General features: G+C 69.4%; 20 protein-coding genes and 2 pseudogenes. 11 read left to right on the forward strand and 11 right to left on the reverse strand.

Annotated elements, in window-relative coordinates:
• From VF612_RS13290 to VF612_RS13305, 4 genes and pseudogenes are all read right to left on the reverse strand, one after another.
• Positions 1-315, reverse strand: a pseudogene (locus tag VF612_RS13290) (hypothetical protein); the annotation flags it as partial.
• Positions 316-495: 180 nt separating this feature from the next.
• Positions 496-1410, reverse strand: a complete 915-nt coding sequence (locus VF612_RS13295) for a universal stress protein (RefSeq protein ID WP_408660332.1) — start codon at positions 1408-1410, stop codon at positions 496-498.
• Complete coding sequence (locus tag VF612_RS13300) at positions 1407-1895, reverse strand: universal stress protein (protein WP_408660333.1); 489 nt, start codon at positions 1893-1895, stop codon at positions 1407-1409. The genes VF612_RS13295 and VF612_RS13300 overlap by 4 nt, the downstream gene beginning before the upstream one ends.
• A gap of 98 nt (positions 1896-1993) precedes the next feature.
• Positions 1994-3007, reverse strand: a complete 1014-nt coding sequence (locus VF612_RS13305; RefSeq protein ID WP_408660334.1) for a zinc-dependent alcohol dehydrogenase — start codon at positions 3005-3007, stop codon at positions 1994-1996.
• A 220-nt stretch (positions 3008-3227) separates the two neighbouring features.
• Between VF612_RS13305 and VF612_RS13310 the strand changes: the two genes are divergently transcribed.
• From VF612_RS13310 to VF612_RS13325, 4 genes are all read left to right on the forward strand, one after another.
• Positions 3228-5939: a GNAT family N-acetyltransferase gene (locus tag VF612_RS13310; protein WP_408660335.1), complete on the forward strand. Its 2712-nt coding sequence runs from the start codon at positions 3228-3230 to the stop codon at positions 5937-5939.
• A gap of 41 nt (positions 5940-5980) precedes the next feature.
• Positions 5981-6523: a flavodoxin domain-containing protein gene (locus VF612_RS13315; RefSeq protein ID WP_408660336.1), complete on the forward strand. Its 543-nt coding sequence runs from the start codon at positions 5981-5983 to the stop codon at positions 6521-6523.
• A gap of 342 nt (positions 6524-6865) precedes the next feature.
• Positions 6866-8026 (forward strand): ATP-grasp domain-containing protein, encoded by a 1161-nt coding sequence (locus VF612_RS13320; protein WP_408660337.1) that lies wholly within the window; start codon positions 6866-6868, stop codon positions 8024-8026.
• 145 nt (positions 8027-8171) lie between these two features.
• Positions 8172-8435 carry a hypothetical protein gene (locus tag VF612_RS13325; RefSeq protein ID WP_408660338.1) on the forward strand — a complete coding sequence of 88 codons (264 nt, stop codon included), beginning with the start codon at positions 8172-8174 and terminating at the stop codon, positions 8433-8435.
• A gap of 14 nt (positions 8436-8449) precedes the next feature.
• Here the strand turns inward: VF612_RS13325 and VF612_RS13330 are convergent, their stop codons facing one another.
• Positions 8450-9274 (reverse strand): formate/nitrite transporter family protein, encoded by an 825-nt coding sequence (locus VF612_RS13330; RefSeq protein ID WP_408660339.1) that lies wholly within the window; start codon positions 9272-9274, stop codon positions 8450-8452.
• A gap of 137 nt (positions 9275-9411) precedes the next feature.
• On the opposite strand from VF612_RS13330, the gene VF612_RS13335 reads away from it, so the two are divergent.
• Positions 9412-10569, forward strand: a complete 1158-nt coding sequence (locus tag VF612_RS13335; protein ID WP_408660340.1) for an RtcB family protein — start codon at positions 9412-9414, stop codon at positions 10567-10569.
• A gap of 561 nt (positions 10570-11130) precedes the next feature.
• Here the strand turns inward: VF612_RS13335 and VF612_RS13340 are convergent.
• From VF612_RS13340 to VF612_RS13355, 4 genes and pseudogenes are all read right to left on the reverse strand, one after another.
• Positions 11131-11991 (reverse strand): annotated as a pseudogene (locus VF612_RS13340) (alkaline phosphatase family protein); the annotation flags it as partial.
• 266 nt (positions 11992-12257) lie between these two features.
• Positions 12258-12737: a GNAT family N-acetyltransferase gene (locus VF612_RS13345; RefSeq protein WP_408660341.1), complete on the reverse strand. Its 480-nt coding sequence runs from the start codon at positions 12735-12737 to the stop codon at positions 12258-12260.
• A 7-nt stretch (positions 12738-12744) separates the two neighbouring features.
• Positions 12745-13749: a glucose-6-phosphate dehydrogenase (coenzyme-F420) gene (gene fgd, locus VF612_RS13350; RefSeq protein WP_408660342.1), complete on the reverse strand. Its 1005-nt coding sequence runs from the start codon at positions 13747-13749 to the stop codon at positions 12745-12747.
• A gap of 64 nt (positions 13750-13813) precedes the next feature.
• The gene (locus VF612_RS13355) at positions 13814-14260 is read right to left on the reverse strand and encodes a PPOX class F420-dependent oxidoreductase (RefSeq protein ID WP_408660343.1); all 447 of its coding nucleotides are present in this window, start codon (positions 14258-14260) and stop codon (positions 13814-13816) included.
• Positions 14261-14618: 358 nt separating this feature from the next.
• Between VF612_RS13355 and ctaD the strand changes: the two genes are divergently transcribed.
• Entirely contained in the window at positions 14619-16322 is a 1704-nt protein-coding gene (gene ctaD, locus VF612_RS13360) for a cytochrome c oxidase subunit I (protein WP_408660358.1), read from the forward strand.
• Positions 16323-16325: 3 nt separating this feature from the next.
• Here the strand turns inward: ctaD and VF612_RS13365 are convergent, their stop codons facing one another.
• Both VF612_RS13365 and VF612_RS13370 read right to left on the reverse strand, forming a co-directional pair.
• Positions 16326-16898: a dienelactone hydrolase family protein gene (locus VF612_RS13365; protein WP_408660344.1), complete on the reverse strand. Its 573-nt coding sequence runs from the start codon at positions 16896-16898 to the stop codon at positions 16326-16328.
• A gap of 54 nt (positions 16899-16952) precedes the next feature.
• Positions 16953-18233 carry a nicotinate phosphoribosyltransferase gene (locus tag VF612_RS13370; RefSeq protein WP_408660345.1) on the reverse strand — a complete coding sequence of 427 codons (1281 nt, stop codon included), beginning with the start codon at positions 18231-18233 and terminating at the stop codon, positions 16953-16955.
• 41 nt (positions 18234-18274) lie between these two features.
• Between VF612_RS13370 and clpS the strand changes: the two genes are divergently transcribed.
• The 5 genes from clpS (at position 18275) to VF612_RS13395 (ending at position 20952) form a co-directional block, all read left to right on the forward strand.
• The gene (clpS, locus tag VF612_RS13375) at positions 18275-18580 is read left to right on the forward strand and encodes an ATP-dependent Clp protease adapter ClpS (protein WP_408660346.1); all 306 of its coding nucleotides are present in this window, start codon (positions 18275-18277) and stop codon (positions 18578-18580) included.
• A gap of 22 nt (positions 18581-18602) precedes the next feature.
• Entirely contained in the window at positions 18603-19055 is a 453-nt protein-coding gene (locus VF612_RS13380; protein ID WP_408660347.1) for a DUF2017 family protein, read from the forward strand.
• A 21-nt stretch (positions 19056-19076) separates the two neighbouring features.
• Complete coding sequence (locus VF612_RS13385) at positions 19077-19505, forward strand: Mov34/MPN/PAD-1 family protein (protein ID WP_408660348.1); 429 nt, start codon at positions 19077-19079, stop codon at positions 19503-19505.
• Positions 19506-19624: 119 nt separating this feature from the next.
• Positions 19625-19984, forward strand: a complete 360-nt coding sequence (locus VF612_RS13390) for a MoaD/ThiS family protein (RefSeq protein ID WP_408660349.1) — start codon at positions 19625-19627, stop codon at positions 19982-19984.
• A complete protein-coding gene (locus tag VF612_RS13395) occupies positions 19981-20952 on the forward strand; it encodes a PLP-dependent cysteine synthase family protein (protein ID WP_408660350.1) in 972 nt (323 codons plus the stop codon). The genes VF612_RS13390 and VF612_RS13395 overlap by 4 nt, the downstream gene beginning before the upstream one ends.
• Positions 20953-20981: the final 29 nt, after the last annotated feature.

Raw genomic sequence — 20981 nt, forward strand, 5'->3', positions numbered from 1 at the left:
GCCGAGCAGGCCGAGCATGAACAGCCAGTTCACCCAGGTGTCGCCGGCCATCGAGTGGAACGTCGAGCTCAACGGGCCGACCTCCACCGAGGACAGGAATCCCTTGGTGGGCGAGCCGCCGTTGATCCAGGCCTTGGCCGCGGGCGTGGAGTAGTGCAGGCCGAAGGTCTTGTCCAGGAACGCCCACAGGAAGACCAAGCCGGTCATGATCCGGAGCACGGCCAGCGCCTTGGCAGCGGTCGAAGTGACGACCGCGCCAGGAATCACCAGGTCCTCGTGCGGGTAGGACGATTGGGTTCCGCGTTGCATCGTCATGATCTTCTTCCTTCCTCAGTGGGTGTGACTTCAGTGTGCTGATCAGGCAGCCCTGCCACCGGAGGCCGAAGGCCTTAGCCTGTGGGACGAAAGTCCTTGACCTCACCTGCCACACTCAGCCCGCGGTTGCTCGGTGGAACGGGCGGCAGGCCCAGGATGGAGTACGCAGAGCCCAGGCTCCTAGCTGACCGGCTCCTTGGCTTGACCCAGCCCGTTCGAGGCCAGCCAGCTCTGTGATGACGATGGCGGGATGAGCAACGTCGGAGCGTGCCTGACCTGCAGGGCGGTGTCCACCACTGTGTCCAGGGTTGGCCCCGGCGCGTCGGCGGCGGGACCGCTTCCCAGAATGAGCAGGGGGACGCCGGCGGCGTATTCGCGCAGAGCCGAGCGAGCATCGCCGGCCCGCAACTGGATGGACACACCCACAGCCGGAAACCGCTTCGTCCAGGCGGCCAGGAACAGATCCACAGCCAGCTGCTCCTCGGCTTCGGCCCGGGCAACGCTGGCGCCAGATCGCGGCTGCCATGCGCGCAGCGCGATCAGCCCACTGCGCCGCTCGGCCGCCGCCTCAAATCCGGCCTCGATCGTTGCGTCGTCATTGGCCAGGTCTCGCAGCAGGACAGTCACCGGCGCGTGCTGCGGCGCCGTGGGGGGCGGCTGGTCGGCTATGACCAGCACCGGACAGCTCGAACGCTGTGCCAACCGGCTCAGAGCCGACCGGCTGCCAGGCCGGTGTGGAGAGCCGACCACGATCAGATCCGCCTCGGCGGCAGCCGTGGCAAGCACGCGGGCCGCCGGGCGCCGAACGACTTCGTCGTCCACCACCAGGTCGGGCCGCTTCCTGCGCAGCATGGCCGCGGCGTAGGCAGCGTGCCGCGCCGAGGCCGCATAGAGCAGGTCGTCGTTGTCGTCGGGCAGTTGCCAGTCCGTGGCAGCGTAGGGCCACGAGCCGTAAGCGTGCACCAAATGCACGACGTCTCCGGAGCGGGCCACCGCCGCGACCCAGTCCACAAGCTGAACCGCGCCCTGGTCGCCGATCCCGACGGTTATCGTCCGCTTCGGCCGGGCCATGGCGCTCTGCGAGCCGCCGGTCACGCTGAGCTTGGCGGTGGCGGTGGCGGCGTCATGCCGTGGATGACGAGGACCGGGCTGTTGGCGTGCTCGGCGCAGGCAGCGCTGACCGAACCGAGCAGCAGGCCGGCGAAGCCGCCATGGCCACGACTGCCGACCACCAGCATCCGAGCCCCGCCGCTCATCTCGATCAGGGTATGCGCTGCGCCACCCTCACGCACCGTCATGATCATGCCTTCGGGCGTCGTGGGACCGAACACCTCCGCCACGGTATCGGTCAACACTCGGCGTGCCTCCTCCGCAGGGTTCCAGTCGGGCGGAAAGGCTGCCCAGCCGGCCGCGCCTGCGCCGTAGGCTGAAATCCACTGCCAGACCATGGTCACCTCCAGCGTGCTGCCGGTCACGTCAGCCATGAACCTTGCCCATCGCAACGCCTCATGCGATGGCTTGGATCCGTCTACGCCGACAACGACCCGGTCACTGGCCTGGGCGCTTTCCTCAATACTCATCGATCTCTCCTTGTTGTTTCGGCGATCGGTTCAGCGGGACACGGTCGTGCTGTGATCTGTTCACTGGGTTACCTACGCAGGACGTCAGTGATCCGGCTTCAGAACTGGAAGACCACCCGGGCCGGAATCGCTCCGGAGAGAACGTCCTCGATCGACTGGTTGATCTCGTCGAGCTTGCGGTCGACGGTGATGACCTTGGTGCGTCCCGCGGCGTGCAGTTTGAAGACATCGGCAAGGTCATTGCGCGTTCCCACGATCGAGCCGATGACGGTCTTGCCGTTCAGAACGGTGTCGAAGATGGGCAGGTTCAAGGTCGCGTTGCCGGCCGGCAATGCGACGCAGACCAGTCGGCCGCCGCGTCGCAGGGAGCGGTAAGCCTGGTCGAAGGACGCGGCAGAGGCAGCCAACGCGACGGCGACATCCGCACCGCCCAGCTCCTGGATGGCTGCAACCGGATCGGTGGTGCGGGCGTTGATCACATGGTCTGCCCCGAGTTCGGTGGCCATCGCCAATTTCGTGTCCTCGATGTCAACACCGATCACGAAGCCCCCGGCGATCCGGGCGTATTGCAGCGCCAGGTGCCCTAAGCCTCCGACACCGAAGATTGCCACTGTTTCAGCGGGGGCTACCCGGGCCACCTTGATTGCCTTGTAGGTGGTGACCCCGGCACAGCTGAGGGGCGCGGCGTCGGTGGAGGAAACCGCGTCAGGCACTGGTGTGACATAGGCGGCTGCGGCCACGGCGTACTCCGCCAATGCGCCGTTGATCGAGTAGCCGGAGTTCTCCTGCGACTCGCACAAGGTTTCCCAACCTCCCATGCAGTGCCGGCAGCACCCGCAAGCCGAACCGAGCCAGGCAATCGCCACCCGGTCGCCTACCGAGCGGGTGGTCACTCCGGCGCCGAGCGCTTCGATGTGGCCGATGCCCTCGTGGCCGGGGATGAACGGTGGCCGTGGTTTGACCGGCCAGTCGCCGTGCGCGGCGTGGATATCGGTGTGGCACAGACCGCTGCTCTCCATTCTCACCAACACCTGACCGTGGCCCGGCGTGGGAACAGGAACATCCTGGATCTCCAGGGCGGAGTTGAAGTCGGTGACAACGACGGCTTTCATGATTGCTCCTACTCATGTGTCGAGGCGGGCTTACCGCGCGGTTGGGCCGCGCAGTGGTGGTAAGCCGTCCCACCACCAAGTGAAGTCGGCCGGCGACCGGATAGGCAGGGCCGAACGTCCCGTGGTTCACGGTCCCTGCGACCCCGCCAGCTCCGATGACCAGGCCATGTGAGGGCTTTCGGCCCTGCCGGGATCCGCGGGCAACGGTGAGAGTGAAGTCATGACCTCTGGACAGCTGATCGACGCCGATGCCTTGCGTACCAACGGCGGCATGGTGCACATTCGCTCTGCATGCCCCACGGACCATGACGCGCTGGTGGCCCTGAACGCGGCCGCATCCGACCGGTCCATCTACCTGCGGTTCTTCGCCGCCAACAGGCTGGCAGCCGACAGCTACGTCGACGTCCTGCTGCAACCGGCCAGCCCGAGGCATCACGCATTGGTCGCCGAGATCGGCGGAACCGTCATCGGTGTCGCTGCGCTGGACTGCGACAGCGATGACAGCGCCGAGATCGGGCTGTTGATCTGCGACGCGCATCAGCACGAAGGGATCGGCACCCTGCTGCTGGAACACCTGGCAGCCATCGGCCGGCGGATGGGGATCAAGCAGTTCGTGGCAGAGGTGCTGGCCGGCAACAGCGCGATGGTGCAGGCGCTGCGAGGCCTCGGGTTCGCCTTCACCGGCCACCTCGATTTCGGTGTCACCCGCTACCTGATCGACCTGTACCCCAGCGAGACGATGGTGACGGCGATGGACAGCCGCGACCGGACCGCGGAGCTGGCCAGCCTGCGCCCGCTGCTGCGGCCGGCCTCGGTGGCGGTGATCGGAGCCGGTCGCCGCGAGCAGTCGGTAGGCCATCAGGTCCTGCGCAACATCCTGCGAGGCGGGTACGCCGGCAGCCTCTACGTGGTGAACCCGGGCCACTCCCAGGTGCTCGGGGTGCCGTGCTTCCCGTCCGCCGGCGAGCTCCCGGAGCCGCCGGACCTGGCGGTCATCGCCGTCCCCGCCGAGAAGGTGCTGCAGACCGCGACCGACTGCGGGCGGCGTGGCACGGGCGCGCTGATGGTGCTGAGCTCGGGCTTCGGCGAGTCCGGCGCGCAGGGCTCCGCCGAGCAGGACCGGTTGGTGGCCATCACCCGGCAGTACGGGATGCGATTGGTGGGCCCCAACTGCCTGGGCCTGATCGACACCGACGAGACGGTGAGGCTGAACGCTACTTTCGCGCCGCTCTCGCTCACCCCCGGCGGGTTGGCGTTGGTGTCACAGTCCGGTGCTCTGGGCATTGCGGTGCTGCGGGCCAGCGAGCGGGTCGGCCTGGGCATCTCGCAATTCGTGTCGGTGGGCAACAAGGCCGATGTCAGCGGCAACGACCTGCTGATGTGCTGGGAGGCCGATGAGCGCACCCAGGTGATCGGCCTGTATCTGGAATCCTTCGGCAACCCCCGCAGGTTCGCCAGAATCGCCCGCCGGGTGTCACGGACCAAGCCGATCCTGGCGATCAAGGCCGGGCGATCGGAAGCCGGTCAACGAGCCGGTCAGTCGCACACAGCGGCTGCGGCGTCCTTGGACGTGGTGGTGGACGCGTTGTTCGATCAGGCCGGCGTGGTCCGGGTGGACACCATGGAGCAGTTGCTCGACGCGGTTCGGGCGTTGTCTGACCAGCCGCTGCCGGCTGGGCCACGGGTCGGGATAATCGGCAACTCCGGTGGCCCTGGGATCCTGGCGGCCGATGCCGCCACCGCTGCCGGACTGGTGGTCGCCGAACTCAGCGACGAGCTGAGGGCCATGCTCACCAGCGCCGCTCCGACGGCTGCCTCCACCCAGAACCCGGTCGACCTCGGCGCCGCGATACAGCCGTCGCAGACCAGAGCGGCGATCGAAGCCCTCCTGAACTCCGGAGAGGTCGATTCGGTGCTTGCGGTGTTCACCGAGACTTTGGTGGGTGATCCCGTCGAGCTCACCCATGCCGTGGGCCACGCGACCGGCTGTTCGGTCAGGCCGCTCGTGCTCGTCCAGGTCGGCGAGCAGGACCGGTCCCTCCGGCTGCCCTGCATCGAGCGGCCGCTGCCGGTGTTCAGCTTTCCCGAGCGGGCAGCCCAAGCCCTGGCGGCTGCGTGGCGCTACGCCCGGATCCGCCGGTTGCCGCAGGCCGAGGTCCGCTGCCCTCCGGAGGTGGATGTCGACGGCGCCCACCTGCTGATCAGCACCTGGTTGGCGGCCGGGCCGTCCTGGCTCGGCGCCAGTGCCACCGCCACCCTGCTCGGGATGTACGGCATCGAGCTCTGTCCGCAGCGGGTGGTCACCTCGATCGAGGACGCCGTGTCGGCTGCGGCCGAATTCGGCTTCCCGGTAGCGATGAAGCTTGCCGACGGCACCGTGCACAAGACCGAGGTCGGCGGCGTCCGCACCGACCTGGCCGACGCCGCCATGGTGCGGGCCGCGTACTCGGAGATGGTCACCGGCCGCGCCGTCGACATCCTCGTGCAGCCCATGGTGGCTGGTGGGACCGAGCTCATCGTGGGCGGCCTTCAGGATCGCCAGTTCGGGCCGGTCGTGATGGTCGGAGCTGGCGGTATCTTCGCCGACCTGCTGGCTGACCGGCAGTTCCGGCTGGCGCCGGTCGGCGCGGCAGATGCCGAGGCGATGATCGCCGAGCTGCGCTTGGGAAAGCTGCTCGATGGTTATCGCGGCCGCCCGCCGGTGTCACGGCCGGCGTTGGCACAGCTGCTGGTCCGCCTCGGATGGCTGGTGGAGAACCATCCGGAGATCGCCGAGATCGACCTGAACCCGGTGATCGGGCGAGGCGCTCAACTGGTGGCAGTCGATGCCAAGATCCGGCTAGCGGCCGCCGCCCCCCGCCTGGACGTCACCGTCCGGCAGCTTTCTCCGACAGCCGCTCAAAGGTTGGCTGCCGGCGGTGAGCAGCGCTGATTCCACCCACACGGAACCGAACCGACCAACAGGAGAATGTCATGCGAGCAGCGATCGTCTACGAGTCCATCTACGGCAACACCCACGACATTGCCGAGGCCATCGCGGCCGGGCTGCGGGCGCGAGCCGAGGTCAGCGTGCTGTCGGTGCGCGATGCCGATCACCGCCAGCTGACCGGGATCGACCTGCTGGTGGTCGGTGGCCCGACCCACGTTCGGGGGATGACCCGCGGCAGCACCCGGGAGCAGGCCATCACCGACGGGCTGGACAAGGGGCTGCGCACCGAGGCCCGGCACGGCGACCCGGGAGTGCGTGAGTGGCTGACCGGGATCAGCGCCACCGATCTGCAGACGGCGGCTTTTGACACCCGCATCAAGGCCCCGTCGATCGTCACCGGCGGCGCGACGCACGGCATCGTGCGACGGCTGCGCCAGCACGGCCTGCCGCTGATCGCCGAGCCGGCCAGCTTCTATGTCAACCGGGACAACCAGCTCCTGGAAGGCGAGATCGACCGGGCACGCCGGTGGGGCAGCGACCTCGGCGAGTTGGCAGCCAAGCAGGCTCAGCGCCAGGCGGTGACGTGACCATGACGGCCCGTTCGACATCCGCATCCATGGCCGCGGCGGCCAAGGCATCGTGACGATGTCAGCCCTCGGTCCATGGCGTTCGGACGTCCGTGCCCCATGGGGACCCGAGGTGGGCTTCACATCCGCTCGCTTCACGCTGTCGGACGGGCTTCCTGCGAGTGAATGCCTGGACACCTCCACTACGCCAGGAAGTCCTCCCACCCTTCAGGCCACCACGCCGTCAATAACCTGTCAGATCACGACAGCTAACCGGCTCATTTCCGGCGTGGCCGGAGCTCTCGATCACCGGCGCTAGGGTGGCTCAGCGACGCGTCCAGCCAGAGCACACCGGTCCTGCGCGTGCAGTGCGAACCGGGGGTGGGCGTGCGGGCATTGGTGGTCGAGCAGGGATTCAGCCGCGGCGCGCTGGCAGCGGTGCGCGCGCTGGCGCAGGCCGGCTGGCAGGTCGGCGTGGCCGCGCCGGACGGCCGCGGCCTGGCGTCCTCGTCGCGCGCCTGCTGGCGCAGCCACCGGGTGCCCGCTGCCCATCAGGACCAACCGGCGTTCCTCGACGCGGTGGCCCGGGCGGTGGCCGACGGCGGCTACGAGGTGGTCTTCGGCGCGGGCGAGGCCGAGGTGCTGACGCTGTCGGAGCACCGTCGCGCAGTGCCGGCCGTAGTGCCGCACGCCGATCACCAGGTCGTGCTCAACGCCCTGGACAAGGCCCGGCTGACCGAGGCCGCGGTAGCCGCTGGTTTCCAGGTGCCGCGATCACTGGCGCCGGACGCGCTCTCGGACGAGGCCCGGCCGGTGGTGGTGAAGGCCCGGATGCACGCCCGGCCCGGTCAGGCCGGCGCTCCGCCCCGCATCGACACCAACGTGGTGGTCGGCGCCACGGCCACTCGCCGCCGGGTCGCCGACATCGCCGCGCTGGGCGGCGAGGCCGAGGTGCAGGAGTTCCTCGACGGCCGGTTGATGGCCTACGCCGCGGTGACCACCGCCGAGGGCAGGGAGGTGGTCGCCCAGTCGATGCAGATCGCCTCCCGAGTCTGGCCGCCCGGCGCCGGCGCCAGCTGCCGCGCGGTCAGCGTGCCGGTCGATCCGGAGCTGGCCGGGCGGGCGGCGGACCTGCTCGGCGCTCTTGGCTGGTTCGGCCTTGCCGAGCTGCAGTTCCTCGTGCCGGCCGACGGGATCCCGCGGCTGATCGACCTCAACGGCCGCTTCTACGGCTCGCTGGCGCTGGCGGTACGGGCCGGCGCCAACCTTCCGGCGGCCTGGGCGGCGCTGGCCACCGGCCGGGACGTCGCCCCGGTGACCGCGGCGGCCGGCGTCCGGTACTCCTGGTGGGAGGGCGACCTGCAACGCGCGCTGCTGGAACGGCGCGGTGGCCTGGCCCGGGACCTGGCGGGCACCCTGCGTGCCGGAGTCGGCGCGGCGCACAGCATCGGCCGGTGGCGTGACCCGGCGCCGGCGCTGGCCCAGGCCCGCCGGCTGATCGCCGACCGCCGCGCCACTCACTGATCGCCGATCGCCACTCACTGATCGCCGACCGCCGCGCCACCCACTGATCGCCGATCGCCACGCACTGATCGCCGATCGTCGCTGACAGCCCCCCGAAACGCCCCAAGTCAGGAATACTGGGGGGTCGAAGGGAGTTGAGAATGGTATGCGAGGCGACAGCGTAGAGATCGTCATCGATGCCGGCGAAGGCAGCCGGACCTACACCATCACCGCCACCCGGGCCGGTCGCCGGGTCGAGGTCAGCCACGGCCGCGGCCTGGTCGAGGTCACCGAGGTGACCAGGGGCGGCACCCCCGTGCGCACCGCGCGGTTCATGAGCGGCCGGGTGATCGCCGTGGTGGAGCACAAGGCGGCAGATGCCGCGCTCGCCGACGACTCGTCGGTGACCCCGCTGCACCGCCCCGCCTGAGCCCTGAGTCGCGATCAGCCGAGGTTCTCCTGGCGCTCCTCCTTGACCCGGTGTGGCACCCGTAGCAGCCGTACCGAGGTCACCAGCACCAGGCCACCCACCAGGTTGCCGAAGCTGGACCAGAGCAGCGCCCCGAACCAGTCGGCCCAGTTGTAGTCCGCGCCGCCACTGAGCAGCCCGGCGAACATCAGGATCGAGTCGAGCACCGAGTGGAACAGCTGCCCGGCGACCAGCACGAACGACATCAGCACGGCCGGCACGAGCTTGACTCCCATGTCGTCGCTGGCATGCTGCATCCGGGTCAGCAGCGTGATGACGGTGCCGGCCAGCACCGCCAGGAAGAACGAGCGCCAAGACACGCCTAGGTGGGCGTAATGCGCGCCGGCCTCGACCGCGGTCGGCCGGACGTCCGGCAGGGCCACCGCGATCATGCCGGCCATCACGAAGCCGCCGGCCAGGTTCAGCGTCAAAGTCACGCCCCACAACCGCGCCAGTTGCCTGATCGAGCCCCGGCCGGCGACCACGGCGGTGACCGGCACCAGGAAGTTCTCGGTGAACAGCTCGCTGCGCGCCATCAGCAACGCCACGAACCCGATGGTGAACGCCAGCGCGGCGAGCAGCGAGTTGCCGGTCTCGTGCTTGACCACCAGGTAGGCCAGCACGCCGACCCCGACATCGATCCCGCCCAGGAACCCGGTGGCCAGCAGCGGCAGCAAGGGGCGGGAGAGCCGATCGTCGCCCTCTTGCACCAGCCGGTCGAAGGCCTCCTCGATCTCCGGCTCCTCGCGGGAGCCGACCGGCGCGGTGAAGGTGGCCGCGCTGCCGGACGGTCGTTGCATGGCTACCCCTGCACTCGGCGTCGATGCCCGCTGGCAGCTCAGTCGCCCCGACCCCGTTCCTGCGAGCCTACCTACGCGGCACGCCCGAGCGGCGCGGTCGGCGCCAACCAGGCCGGCTGGCCGACCACAATGGGGACATGGAGCGGATCAACGACCGGCTGCTGAACTGGGCCTCCATCCTGGAGGGCCAGACCCGCGCTCAAGCCGAGGCGACCAGCCAGATGCCGTTCATCTTTCCGCACCTTGCGCTGATGCCCGACGCGCATCTGGGCAAGGGGGCGACGGTCGGCTCGGTCATCCCCACCGTCGAAGCGATCATGCCGGCGGCTGTCGGCGTCGACATCGGCTGCGGCATGCTCGCGGTGCGGACCCAGCACCACGGCCGGGACCTGCCCGCCGACCGTTCCGCGCTGCACCGGGCGATCAGCGCGGCGATCCCGCTGTCGGCCGGCAAGTACAACAAGTCCGTCAAGAGCAGCGCCGAGCCGCGGATCGCCGAGCTGGAGGCGCTGGCCGGCGTCGACCAGGCACAGGCGGCCAGCCCGAACTGGCGGCTGCAGCTGGGCAGCCTGGGCTCGGGCAACCACTTCCTCGAGGTGAGCCTGGACGAGGCCGACCGGGTCTGGTTGTTCCTGCACTCCGGCTCACGCGGGGTGGGCAACAAGCTGGCGGTCAAGCACATCAGCATCGCCCAGCAACAGTGCCGGCGACGGTCGGTCGATCTGCCCGACCGGGACTTGGCCTACCTCGTCGAAGGGGAGCCGGAGTTCGACTCCTACCTGCGGGCACTGCGCTGGGCGCAGCGATTCGCCTACCTCAACCGGGAGGAGATGATGGACCGGATGGTCGCCGCCTTCGAGCGCTGGCACCGGCCCGTCGAGCGGGTCGAGGAGGTCAACTGCCATCACAACTACACCGAGCGGGAAACCCATTACGGCAAGCAGGTGTGGCTGTCCCGCAAGGGCGCCATATCCGCGCGCGCCGGTCAGCCCGGCCTGATCCCGGGCAGCATGGGTGCGGCGTCCTACGTCGTCACGGGCCGGGGCAACCTGCTCAGCCTGTGCTCGGCTCCGCACGGCGCCGGTCGCAACTTCTCCCGGGCGGCTGCCCGCAAGCGGTTCAGCAGGGCCGACCTGGACCAGCGGATGCGCGGGATCGCCTGGGGCCGTTCGGACGCCTTCCTCGACGAACACCCCGATGCCTACAAGGACATCGATGTGGTGATGCGGGACGCGGCCGACCTGGGGGAGATCCGGCACACGCTGCGCCAGATCGTCAACGTCAAGGGGAACTGACCGCCTCGGCCCTCAGCTGATGTGGACGCCGGTGCGGTCGAGGTAGAAGGACGTCGTCCGGGACGAGTTCTCGGTCGCGGTGAACGTCACCGCAAGCTGGCGGCCGGCGTAGTCCGACACGTCATAGGTGAACCGCTGGTAACCGCTGGTCTCGTCCTGGTTGGACAGGGTGTCCACGGTGGCCAGCACCGAGCCGGTCAGCGATCGCAGCGTGATCCGCAGGGTGTCGTTGTCGGCCTGCTTCCACTCTGTCGAGTCGATGTCCAACCAGAAGCTGAGCTGCGCGTGGCAGCCGGCGGGGATGGTCACCACCTGGCTGAGCGAGTCGGTGTCCGTCGTGCCGTCGCCACCCAGCCAGGCCATCCAGCTGCCACCAGCCGCCTGCTGGGCGGAGTTCTCGCGGACCACCGCGCTGGCGCTTCCGGTCCAGGGCGCGGCGACGCCGCGCTCGAAGCCGGAGTTGAGCAGCAATTGCGCCGTCACGCAGCCCGGGTCGGGAGCGGGACCGGTGGGGGAGGGAGCGGGGCTGGTAGGAGCAGGACTGGTGGGAGCGGTGAGGCCCCAGACGTCAGTGATCGGGGCGGCGCTCGCGCTGGCGCCGGCGTACGGCAGGCCGTAGGCATCTTCCAGCGTGCGCAGGACGTTGTAGTGGGTGATGCGCTCGGAGTACTCACCGGGCTTGACCGACGCTCCCACGAACACCGTGGGAATCCGGTTGCCGGAGTTGTTGTCGTCCTCGTCGAAGGTCAGCACCAGCAGGCTGTTGTGGGTCTTGGCCCACTGGACATAGCTGTCGAAGTGCTCCCGCAGCCAGGAGTCACCCTGCGCGACGGTGCCGTCGTGCATGTCGTTGTCCAGGTTCGGGGTCACGAACGACACCGTGGGCAGCTGGTTGTAGTCGCTGGGGAACGCGTTCAGCGTCAGGTTCGACGAGGCGGGGACGTTGCTCCAGTTGATCCACGGGCTGTGCTTGCGAGCGTAGGCGCCGCTGTTGCAGCCGGTGTAGCCGTCATACGGCATGGATTCGGAATAGCCTTTGAACGTCAAGCCTTTCGCGATCAGCGCGGCTCCGAGGTTGGCAGTGTCGAAGGTATGCGGACAGGAGTTGTCGGTCACTCCCTGATTGGAGCCGGAGAACAACATCAGGTAGTTGGGCTGGCTGGGGTGGGTGAGCGCGTAGGACTGGGTGAAGTTTGCGCCGCTGTCTGCGAGGGAATTGATGTAGGGCGCCGCGGAATTTCCGATCACATCGCTGTTGGAGTGGTTCTCCATCACCACCACGACGATATGATCAGGACGTGGCACTCCACCGGCCGCGCTGACCGAGGGGGCGCCGCTGCCGCTGAGCAGCAAGACCAGCAGGGCGGCGGCCAGCAGCAATACCGGCGCCAGGACGCGGACGGGCAATCGGATCAGCGTCATGCGGGAACTCCTCATCGGCAGTTGTCCTACCGTGCCCTCGTGGAGAGCGTGAGCACAAGGCCCTGCCGACTAATTCTTTCTGAATCTGCTTTTGATCATGCGGTGAACTGGAACGCGCCGTGTGTGGCTGAGGTAGTGGCGGTTCGGGGGAGTGGAGTCGATGACCTAGGAATCCGAGCATGCGGTGAAGGCGCTGTGGTCGATAGAGATCGTTCCCGAGCTTTGGGCCGAGCCTGGACGCACAGGCCGGTCCGCGGCGGATCAGGTCACTGCGCCAACGCTTTCAGCGCCGCGCCGCTGAGCCGGAAGGTGGTCCAGCCATCCATCGGACGGGCGCCCAGCGACTCGTAGAACTTGATGGCGGTCATGTTCCAGTCCAGCACCGACCATTCCAGCCGGGCGAAACCGCGCCGGCAGCTCTCCTCGGCCAGCGCTGCCAGCAGGCCCCGGCCCAACCCGCGGCCGCGGTGCGCCGGCTGCACGTACAGGTCCTCCAGGTAGATCCCGTGGCTGCCCTGCCAGGTCGAGTAGCTCAGGAACCACAGCGCGCAGCCCACCACGGCGCCGTCCACCTCGGCGACGTGGCCGAACAGGGCCGGCTCCGGCCCGAACAGCGCCCGGCGCAGCTGGCCGCGGGTGAGCTGGCACTCCAGGGGCGCCCGCTCGTACTCGGCAAGCTCGTGGACCAGGCCGACCACGGCCGCGACGTCGGGCTCGCGGACGCGTCTGATGCCGGCGTCAGACACCGCCACCTCAGCCGAGCGCGCGCAGCAGCGGCACGACCTGCTCGCCGAAGGAGGACAGGAACCGGGACTGGTCGTGGCCGGGGCCGTGGAAGACCAGGTGGTTGAAGCCGTAGTCCAGGTACGGCCGGATCGCTGCCACGGCGGTCTCGGGATCGCTGGCGACGATCCACCGGCTCGCGACCTGCTCGATCGGCAGCGCCGCGCCGGCGGCCTGCATCTCGATCGGGTCGTGCAGCCCGTGCTTCTGCTCCGCGGTCAGCGCCAGCGGCGCCCAGAACCTGGTGTTCTCCAGGGCCTGCTCGGGATCGGGGTCGTAGGACAGCTTGATCTCGATCATCCGGTCGAGTTGGGCAAGCTCCCGGCCCGAGGCGGCCAGCCCCTCCTTGACCGCGGGCATCAGCTTGTCCTGGTACAGCTCGGAACCCTTGCCCGAGGTGCAGATGAACCCGTCCCCGGCACGGCCGGCGTACTTGGCCACCACCGGCCCGCCGGCGGCGATGTAGATCGGCACGCCCTGCTCGGGCCGGTCATAGACGGTGGCGTCGGTGCACTGGTAGTACTCGCCGTCGAAGGTGACCCGCTCCTCGGTCCACAGCCGGCGCATCAGCTGCACCGCCTCGCGCAGCCGGGCGAACCGCTCCTTGAATTCCGGCCACTCCAACCTGGCCACCGCGACCTCGTTGAGCGCCTCGCCGGTGCCGATGCCGAGCATCATCCGGTCGGGGTACAGGCAGGCCAGCGTGGCGAAGGCCTGGGCGATGATCGCGGGGTTGTACCGGAAGGTCGGGGTCAGCACGCTGGTGCCCAGCTGCACCCGGCTGGTGCGCTCGCCGACCGCGGCCAGCCAGGACAGCGAGAACGGGGCGTGGCCGCCGTCGTGCTGCCAGGGCTGGAAGTGGTCGGAGATCATCACGCTGTCCAGCCCCTGCTGCTCGGCCTCGACCGCGTAGTCCAGCAGCTGGCGGGGCCCGAACTGCTCCGCCGAAGCCTTGTAGCCGATCTTCAATGACATCGGGGCGCCTTTCTGGAGGTAACGAGGGGACGGCAAGCCAGCGGTGAACCCAGCGGACCTGGCCTCAGCCGGAAGGCGCCATTCCGTAGACGCGGCTCACGGCGATGCGCAGCAGCACCCGCTGGTCGGCGACCATCGCCCGCCGGTAGTCGTCCCAGTCCGGATGCTCGCCCTGGACGTCGCGGTACAGCGCGATCAGGTCCTCGACCGTGCCGTCGTGCGGGTCGGCGGCCACCGGGCTGAGCTCGGCCTCGCCCTCGGCGACCGCGTAGGACCAGAAGTCCGGTGCGCTGACGTGCAGGCTGGCTCGCCGGTCGCGCCGCAGGTTGCGGTACTTGGCCCGGGTCGCGGTGATCGAGATCCTGATCACGCCGGTCCTGGGACCGGCGGCGAAGGCGTAGTTCACGTTGGACAGCTGCGGCCGGCCGTCGGACTTGAGAGTCGCCAGCACCCCGGAATGCCGGGTCGCGATCAGGTCGACGAGCGCGTCGGAGCCCTGGATGGCTGTCATGTCCCACCTTTCGCCTGCGGCTGCCCGTGCCGGCCTGCCTCCACCGTAGGCCCACCGGCCCGCGCGGGGCAGAACCACCCCGGCCTGACCCCGCCGATCTGCGCCGGGAGCTAATGCGGCCCTGGCCGGAAACGCCCGGCCGGACCGGTGCGCCGGGATGGCGGCCGGATGGCTATTCTGCTGACCAGCAGACGCCCGGCAAGCAACTCCGGACGGCCGGAGTCTGACCATGTGTCCGACCCGGAGGCTGGATGTGACCACCATTGCAGGGACCAGCTCGGCGGCGAGCCCGCTCGACCTCGAGCCGTCGCCGATCGTCAGCCGCCCGTACCCGGCAGCCCCGGTCGCCAGCGGCTCGATGTTCCTGCAGGTGCTGCGCACCACCGATCACAAGCTGATCGGCCGGATGTACATGGTCACCTCGTTCGCGTTCTTCCTGCTCGGCGGCCTGATGGCGCTGCTGATGCGCGCCGAGCTCGGCCGTCCCGGCATGCAGTTCCTGTCACCGGAGCAGTACAACCAGCTGTTCACCATGCACGGCACGATCATGCTGCTGTTCTTCGCCACCCCCAGCGTCTTCGCGTTCGCCAACCTGGTGCTGCCGCTGCAGATCGGCTCGCCGGACGTGGCGTTCCCGCGGCTGAACGCCTTCTCCTACTGGCTGTACCTGTTCGGCGCGACGGTGGCGTGCCTGGGCTTCTTCACCCCCGGCGGCGCGGCCGACGGCGGCTGGACGTTCTACCTGCCGCTCAACGACGGCACCCACGCGCCCGGCTTCGGCGCGGACTTCTGGATCCTGGGGCTGGCGTTGTCGGGGCTGGGCACCATCCTCGGCGGCGTGAACATGGTGACCACGGTGCTCACGCTGCGGGCGCCCGGCATGACGATGTTCCGGATGCCGATCTTCACCTGGAACATCCTGGTCACGTCGCTGCTGGTGCTGCTGGCGTTCCCGATCCTGACCGCGGCGCTGCTGGTGCTGTGGACCGACCGGCACCTGGGCTCCCAGGTGTACGAGGCGGCCAACGGCGGCCCGATCCTGTGGCAGCACCTGTTCTGGTTCTTCGGCCATCCCGAGGTCTACATCCTGGCGCTGCCGTTCTTCGGGATCGTGTCGGAGATCTTCCCGGTGTTCTCCCGCAAGCCGCTGTTCGGCTACAAGGGCCTGGTGCTGGCGACCCTGTCGATCGCCGCGCTGTCGCTGACCGTCTGGGCGCACCACATGTTCGCCACCGGCGTGGTGCTGCTGCCGTTCTTCTCCTTCCTGTCCTTCCTGATCGCGGTGCCGACCGGGCTGAAGTTCTTCAACTGGATCGGCACCCTGTGGCGCGGCTCGATCACCTTCGAGTCGCCGATGCTGTTCTCGATGGGCTTCCTGGTGACCTTCCTGTTCGGTGGCCTGACCGGCGTGGTGCTGGCCAGCCCGCCGGCCGACTTCCACGTCTCGGACTCCTACTTCGTGGTGGCGCACTTCCACTACGTGCTGTTCGGCACCATCGTGTTCGCCGCCTACGCCGGGGTGTACTTCTGGTTCCCGAAGTTCACCGGCCGCTACATGGACGAGCGGCTGGGCAAGCTGCACTTCTGGCTGACCTTCATCGGCTTCCACACCACGTTCCTGGTCCAGCACTGGCTCGGCGCCGAAGGGTTCCCCCGCCGCTATGTCGACTACCTGCCCGGGGACGGGTTCACCACCCTGAACACCATCTCCAGCGTCGGCGCGTTCCTGCTGGGGGCCTCGATGCTGCCGTTCCTGTACAACGTCTACAAGTCCTACCGGTTCGGCGAGATCGCCACCGCCGATGACCCGTGGGGCCACGGCAACTCGCTGGAATGGGCCACCTCGTGCCCGCCGCCGCGGCACAACTTCACCTCGATGCCGCGCATCCGATCCGACCGGCCGGCGTTCGAGGCGCACTACCCGCACCTGATCCCGCGGCTGGAGCGCGAAGCCCACGCCGACAAGAAGCACCGCGCGGTGGAGTCCGCCGGCCAGGCCGCCATCGGCGCCGAGGGCAGCAGGGCCGGCCAGCGCGACCCCGATCCCGGGCGCTACAGCTAGCCGCTACCGCTCGCCGAGGAAGCCCAGCACCCGCTGCAGCAGCAGCGCGGTGGCGTCCGGGTCATAGGACGGCAGCGAGCTGTCGGCGAAGTAGTGCTGGTCGCCGGGGTAGAGGAACAGCCGGCCGTCCTCGGCCTCCTCGACGAGGGCCCGGGCGGCCTCGATGTCGCCCTCGCCGACGAAGATCGGGTCGGCGTCCATGCCGTGGATCTGCACCGGCACCCCGACGGGCCACGAGCCGAACTCCGAGGTCGGGACACAGGAGTACATCAGCAGCGCCCCTCTCGCCCCGGCGCGGGTCTGGGCCAGGCACTGCGCCGGCACCACGCCCAGCGAGAAACCGGCGTAGACCAGCTGGTCGGGCAGGTCCTGGACCGCGCGGACGCCGCGATCGAGCACCTCGCTGAAGCCCAGCGTCTCGACGTGGGCCATTCCCTGCTCGAGGGTGTCGAAGGTGCGCCCGTCGAACAGGTCCGGCGTGTGGACGGTGTGTCCGGCGCGGCGGATCTCCTCGGCGAAGGCCACCACCCCGGGGGTCAGCCCTTGCGCGTGATGGAACAGCACTACCTCAGCCATCTGCCTCTCCCGCATCCGTTCGATCAGGGTGGCCGCCGAGCTTAGCGACCCGGCTCAGCCGAAGCTCACCGTCAGCCCCGGATCGCCGGCCGACAGCTTCAGCGCCTCCCACGGCAGCGCCGTCATGGCGGCTCGGTGGTGCTCGCGCGAGTCCGCCAGGGTGGGGTGGGCGAGCACCTCGCCGTCGCGCAGCACCGGCACGCTGAGCAGCCGGTCCCCGGTCGCCGGCTCGAAACCGGCCCGGCGCTGCACCACCAGCTCCTCGGTGGCCGTACCCGAGGCCCGGTGCCGCCGGTAGCCGAGCTTGGCGCCCCCGGCGCTGGCCTTGTTCTCGCTGCGCTTGGTCACCGGCCGGCCATCGACCTCCACCAGCTTGTAGACCAGGCCCGCGGTCGGGGCGCCGGAGCCGACGACCACCGCCGTGCCGGCCCCGTAGGAATCCACCGGAGCGGCAGCCAGCGCCGCGATCGCGTACTCGTCCAGGTCGCCGCTGACCACGATCTGGGTCTCGGTGGCGCCGAGCCGGTCCAGCTGGGCGCGCGACTGGTGCGCCATCACGGCCAGGTCACCCGAATCGATCCGGATCGCTCCCAGCCCCGGCCCGGCGACCTCGATGGCGGTCTCGATGCCCCGGCTGATGTCGTAGGTGTCGACCAGCAGGGTGGTATCGGTGCCCAGCGACTCGACCTGGGCGGCGAAGGCGGCGGCTTCGCTGTCATGCAGCAGGGTGAAGGCGTGGGCGGCGGTGCCGGTCGTCGGAATGCCGTACCGGGCTCCGGCCGCCAGGTTCGAGGTGGCCGCGAAGCCGACCAGGTAGGCCGCCCGGGCACAGGCCACCGCGGCCTGCTCGTGGGTGCGCCGGGAGCCCATCTCGATGATCGGGCGGTCGCCGGCAGCCACCACCATCCGGGCGGCCGCGGCGGCGATCGCGCAGTCGTGGTTGAGCACCGACAGGATCAGGGTCTCCAGCACCACCGCCTCGGCGAAGCTGCCGGTCACGCTCAGGATCGGCGAGTATGCGAAGTATGGCTCGCCCTCGGCATAGCCGCTGATGTCGCCGGTGAACCGGTACTGGGCCAGGTAGCCGGCGGTGCGCTCGTCGATCACGCCGGCTGCCGCCAGCGCGTCCAGCTCGTCGCCGGAGAACCGGAAGTCGCAGATCGCCGGGATCAGCCGGCCCAACCCCGCGGCCACCCCGAACCGGCGCCCGGCGGGCAGCCGGCGGCCGAACACCTCGAAGGTGCAGCGCCGCTGCGCGGTCCCGTCGGCCAGCGCGGCGGCCAGCATCGTGAGCTCGTAACGGTCGGTGAACAGGGCGGTGGACTCGGCGGGCATGCCCCAGATCGTGTCAGAACCGCCCGTGCCACCATGGAGGCATGTCCACGCCGACCTTCACTCCACAACGGGAGGCGGTCGCCGACCAGCAGGCTGACGAGACCGCCGAGGCCGACCGCCCCTGGGTGACCGTGGTCTGGAACGACCCGGTGAACCTGATGTCCTACGTCACACACGTGTTCATGAAGGTGTTCGGCTATCCCAAGGACAAGGCCACCGCGTTGATGCTCGACGTCCATCACAAGGGCCGTGCGGTGGTCTCCTCGGGTCCCCGCGAGCGGATGGAAGGCGACACGGCCACCCTGCACGGCTACGGCCTGTGGGCGACCATCCAGCACGATTCGTGACCGCGTCGCTGCTGGCCGGCCGATGAAGGCACGCCGCAAGTCCGGCATGCTGCGCGTCGAGCTCACCGAGTCCGAGGCGGCCCTGCTGGCAGGGCTGTTCGACGACCTGGCCCAAGCCCTCGCCGAGCCGGACCCGCACGATCCGGTGATCCAGCGGCTCTACCCGGACGGCTACACCGATGACGAGGAGGCATCCCGGGAGTACCGGGAGCTGGTCCACAGCGACCTGCAGGCCGGCCGGATCGGTCGGCTGCAGGCCTGCCGGGCCGAGCTGCCCCCCGGCGGCGGCCGGATGCAGCTGGACGACGAGGCCCTGGACCGGTGGCTGCGGGAGCTCAATGACCTCCGGCTGGGGCTGGGCACCCGGCTCGGCGTCACCGAGGAGGCCGACCTCGACGACAGCCAGCCGGCGGTGCAGATCTACGCCTGGCTCACCGCGGTGCAGGACCTGCTGGTGATGCATGCCCTGCCGTGAGGCCCGATATCGTGGACAGCTGTGTTGAGACTTCCATCGGCGATCCACCAGGCGATCGTCGCCCACGCCCGCCGGGACCATCCGGACGAGGCCTGCGGCGTGGTCGCGGGACCGGCCGGCTCGGACCGTCCCGAGCGGCTGATCGAGATGGTCAACGCGGCCGGTTCGCCGACGTTCTACCAGTTCGACTCGATGGAGCAGCTCAAGGTCTGGCAGGCGATGGACTCCGCCGACGAGGAGCCGGTGGTGATCTATCACTCGCACACCGCCACCGAGGCCTACCCGTCGCGCACCGACATCAACCTGGCGCAGGAACCGGGCGCCCACTACGTCCTGGTATCCACCGCCGACCCGGACTCGATCGAGTTCCGGTCCTACCGGATCGTCGACGGCGTGGTCACCGAGGAACCGGTCGAGCTGGTGGACAGCTCCGGCGCAGTCACCGGGTAGGCATCCGGCGCATCACCCGGTAAACATGGCCTGCAGCCAGCCTGTCGGCATATTGCGGCGGCATCGATGGTTTGGTTCGGTGTCACCCCAGCACATCGATTTTTTCAGAGGAGTTTTTGATGGCCGTCGAGGTCAAGATCCCCACCATCCTGCGCACGTACACCGGCGGGGCGAAGACCGTTCCCGGCGAGGGCGACAACCTGGCCGCCCTGCTCGATGACCTGGAATCCCGGCACACCGGGCTGAAGAACCGGCTGGTCACCGAGGACGGCTCGCTGCACCGCTTCGTCAACGTCTACGTCAATGACGAGGACGTCCGGTTCACCGGCTCGCTGGACACCGCGCTCACCGACGGCGACGCGGTCACCATCCTCCCGGCCGTCGCCGGCGGCAGCGCGGAGCCCGGAACCGGCGGCAGCCCGGCCTGTGGTCTCGCGGGTGGCAGCCCGGCCCCCGGGCTCGCCGATCCAGTCCGGTGACGCGCTACGACTCGCTGGCCGACGCTGTCGGCGGCACGCCACTGGTGGGACTGCCCCGGCTGTCACCGCGCTGGGATGCCGCCCCGGGCCAGCCCGCGGTCCGGCTGTGGGCCAAGCTCGAGGACCGCAACCCGACCGGCTCGATCAAGGACCGGGCGGCCCTGATGATGATCGCGGCGGCCGAGGCGGACGGCCGGCTCACGCCGGGTTGCACCATCCTCGAGCCGACCTCCGGCAACACCGGGATCTCCCTCGCCATGATCGCCAAGCTCAAGGGCTACGGCCTCATCTGCGTGATGCCGGAGAACACGTCGGCCGAGCGCCGGCAGCTGCTGGAGATGTTCGGCGCCCGGATCATCTTCTCGCCGGCCGCCGGCGGCTCCAACCAGGCGGTGGCCATGGCCAAGCAGTTGGCAGCGGAGAACCCCGAGTGGGTGATGCTCTACCAGTACGGCAATCCGGCCAACGCCCAGGCGCACTACGAGGGCACCGGCCCCGAGTTGCTCGCCGACCTGCCCACCATCACGCACTTCGTCGCCGGGCTCGGAACCACCGGAACCCTGATGGGCGCCGGCCGCTTCCTGCGCGAGAAGGCGCCGGGCATCCAGGTGATCGCTGCCGAGCCGCGCTACGGCGAGCTGGTCTACGGGCTGCGCAACATCGACGAGGGGTTCGTGCCGGAGCTGTATGACGACTCGGTGCTGACCTCGCGGTTCTCGGTGAGCTCCTACGACGCCCTGCGCCGAACCCGGGACCTCGTCGAGCACGAGGGCATTTTTGCCGGCATCTCCAGCGGGGCGATCCTGCACGCCGCGCTGGCGGCCGGTGAGCGGGCCCTGAAGGCAGGCGAGCGCGCCGACGTGGTGTTCATCGTCTGCGACGGCGGCTGGAAGTACCTGTCCACCGGCGCCTACTCCGGCTCCCTGCAGCAGTCCGCGGAGAAGCTGGAAGGCCAGCTCTGGGCCTGAGCGTGCCCGCCGGCTACCGCTTGCCGGCG

The sequence above is a fragment of the Jatrophihabitans sp. genome (assembly GCF_036388195.1).
GTDB lineage: Bacteria > Actinomycetota > Actinomycetes > Mycobacteriales > Jatrophihabitantaceae > Jatrophihabitans_A.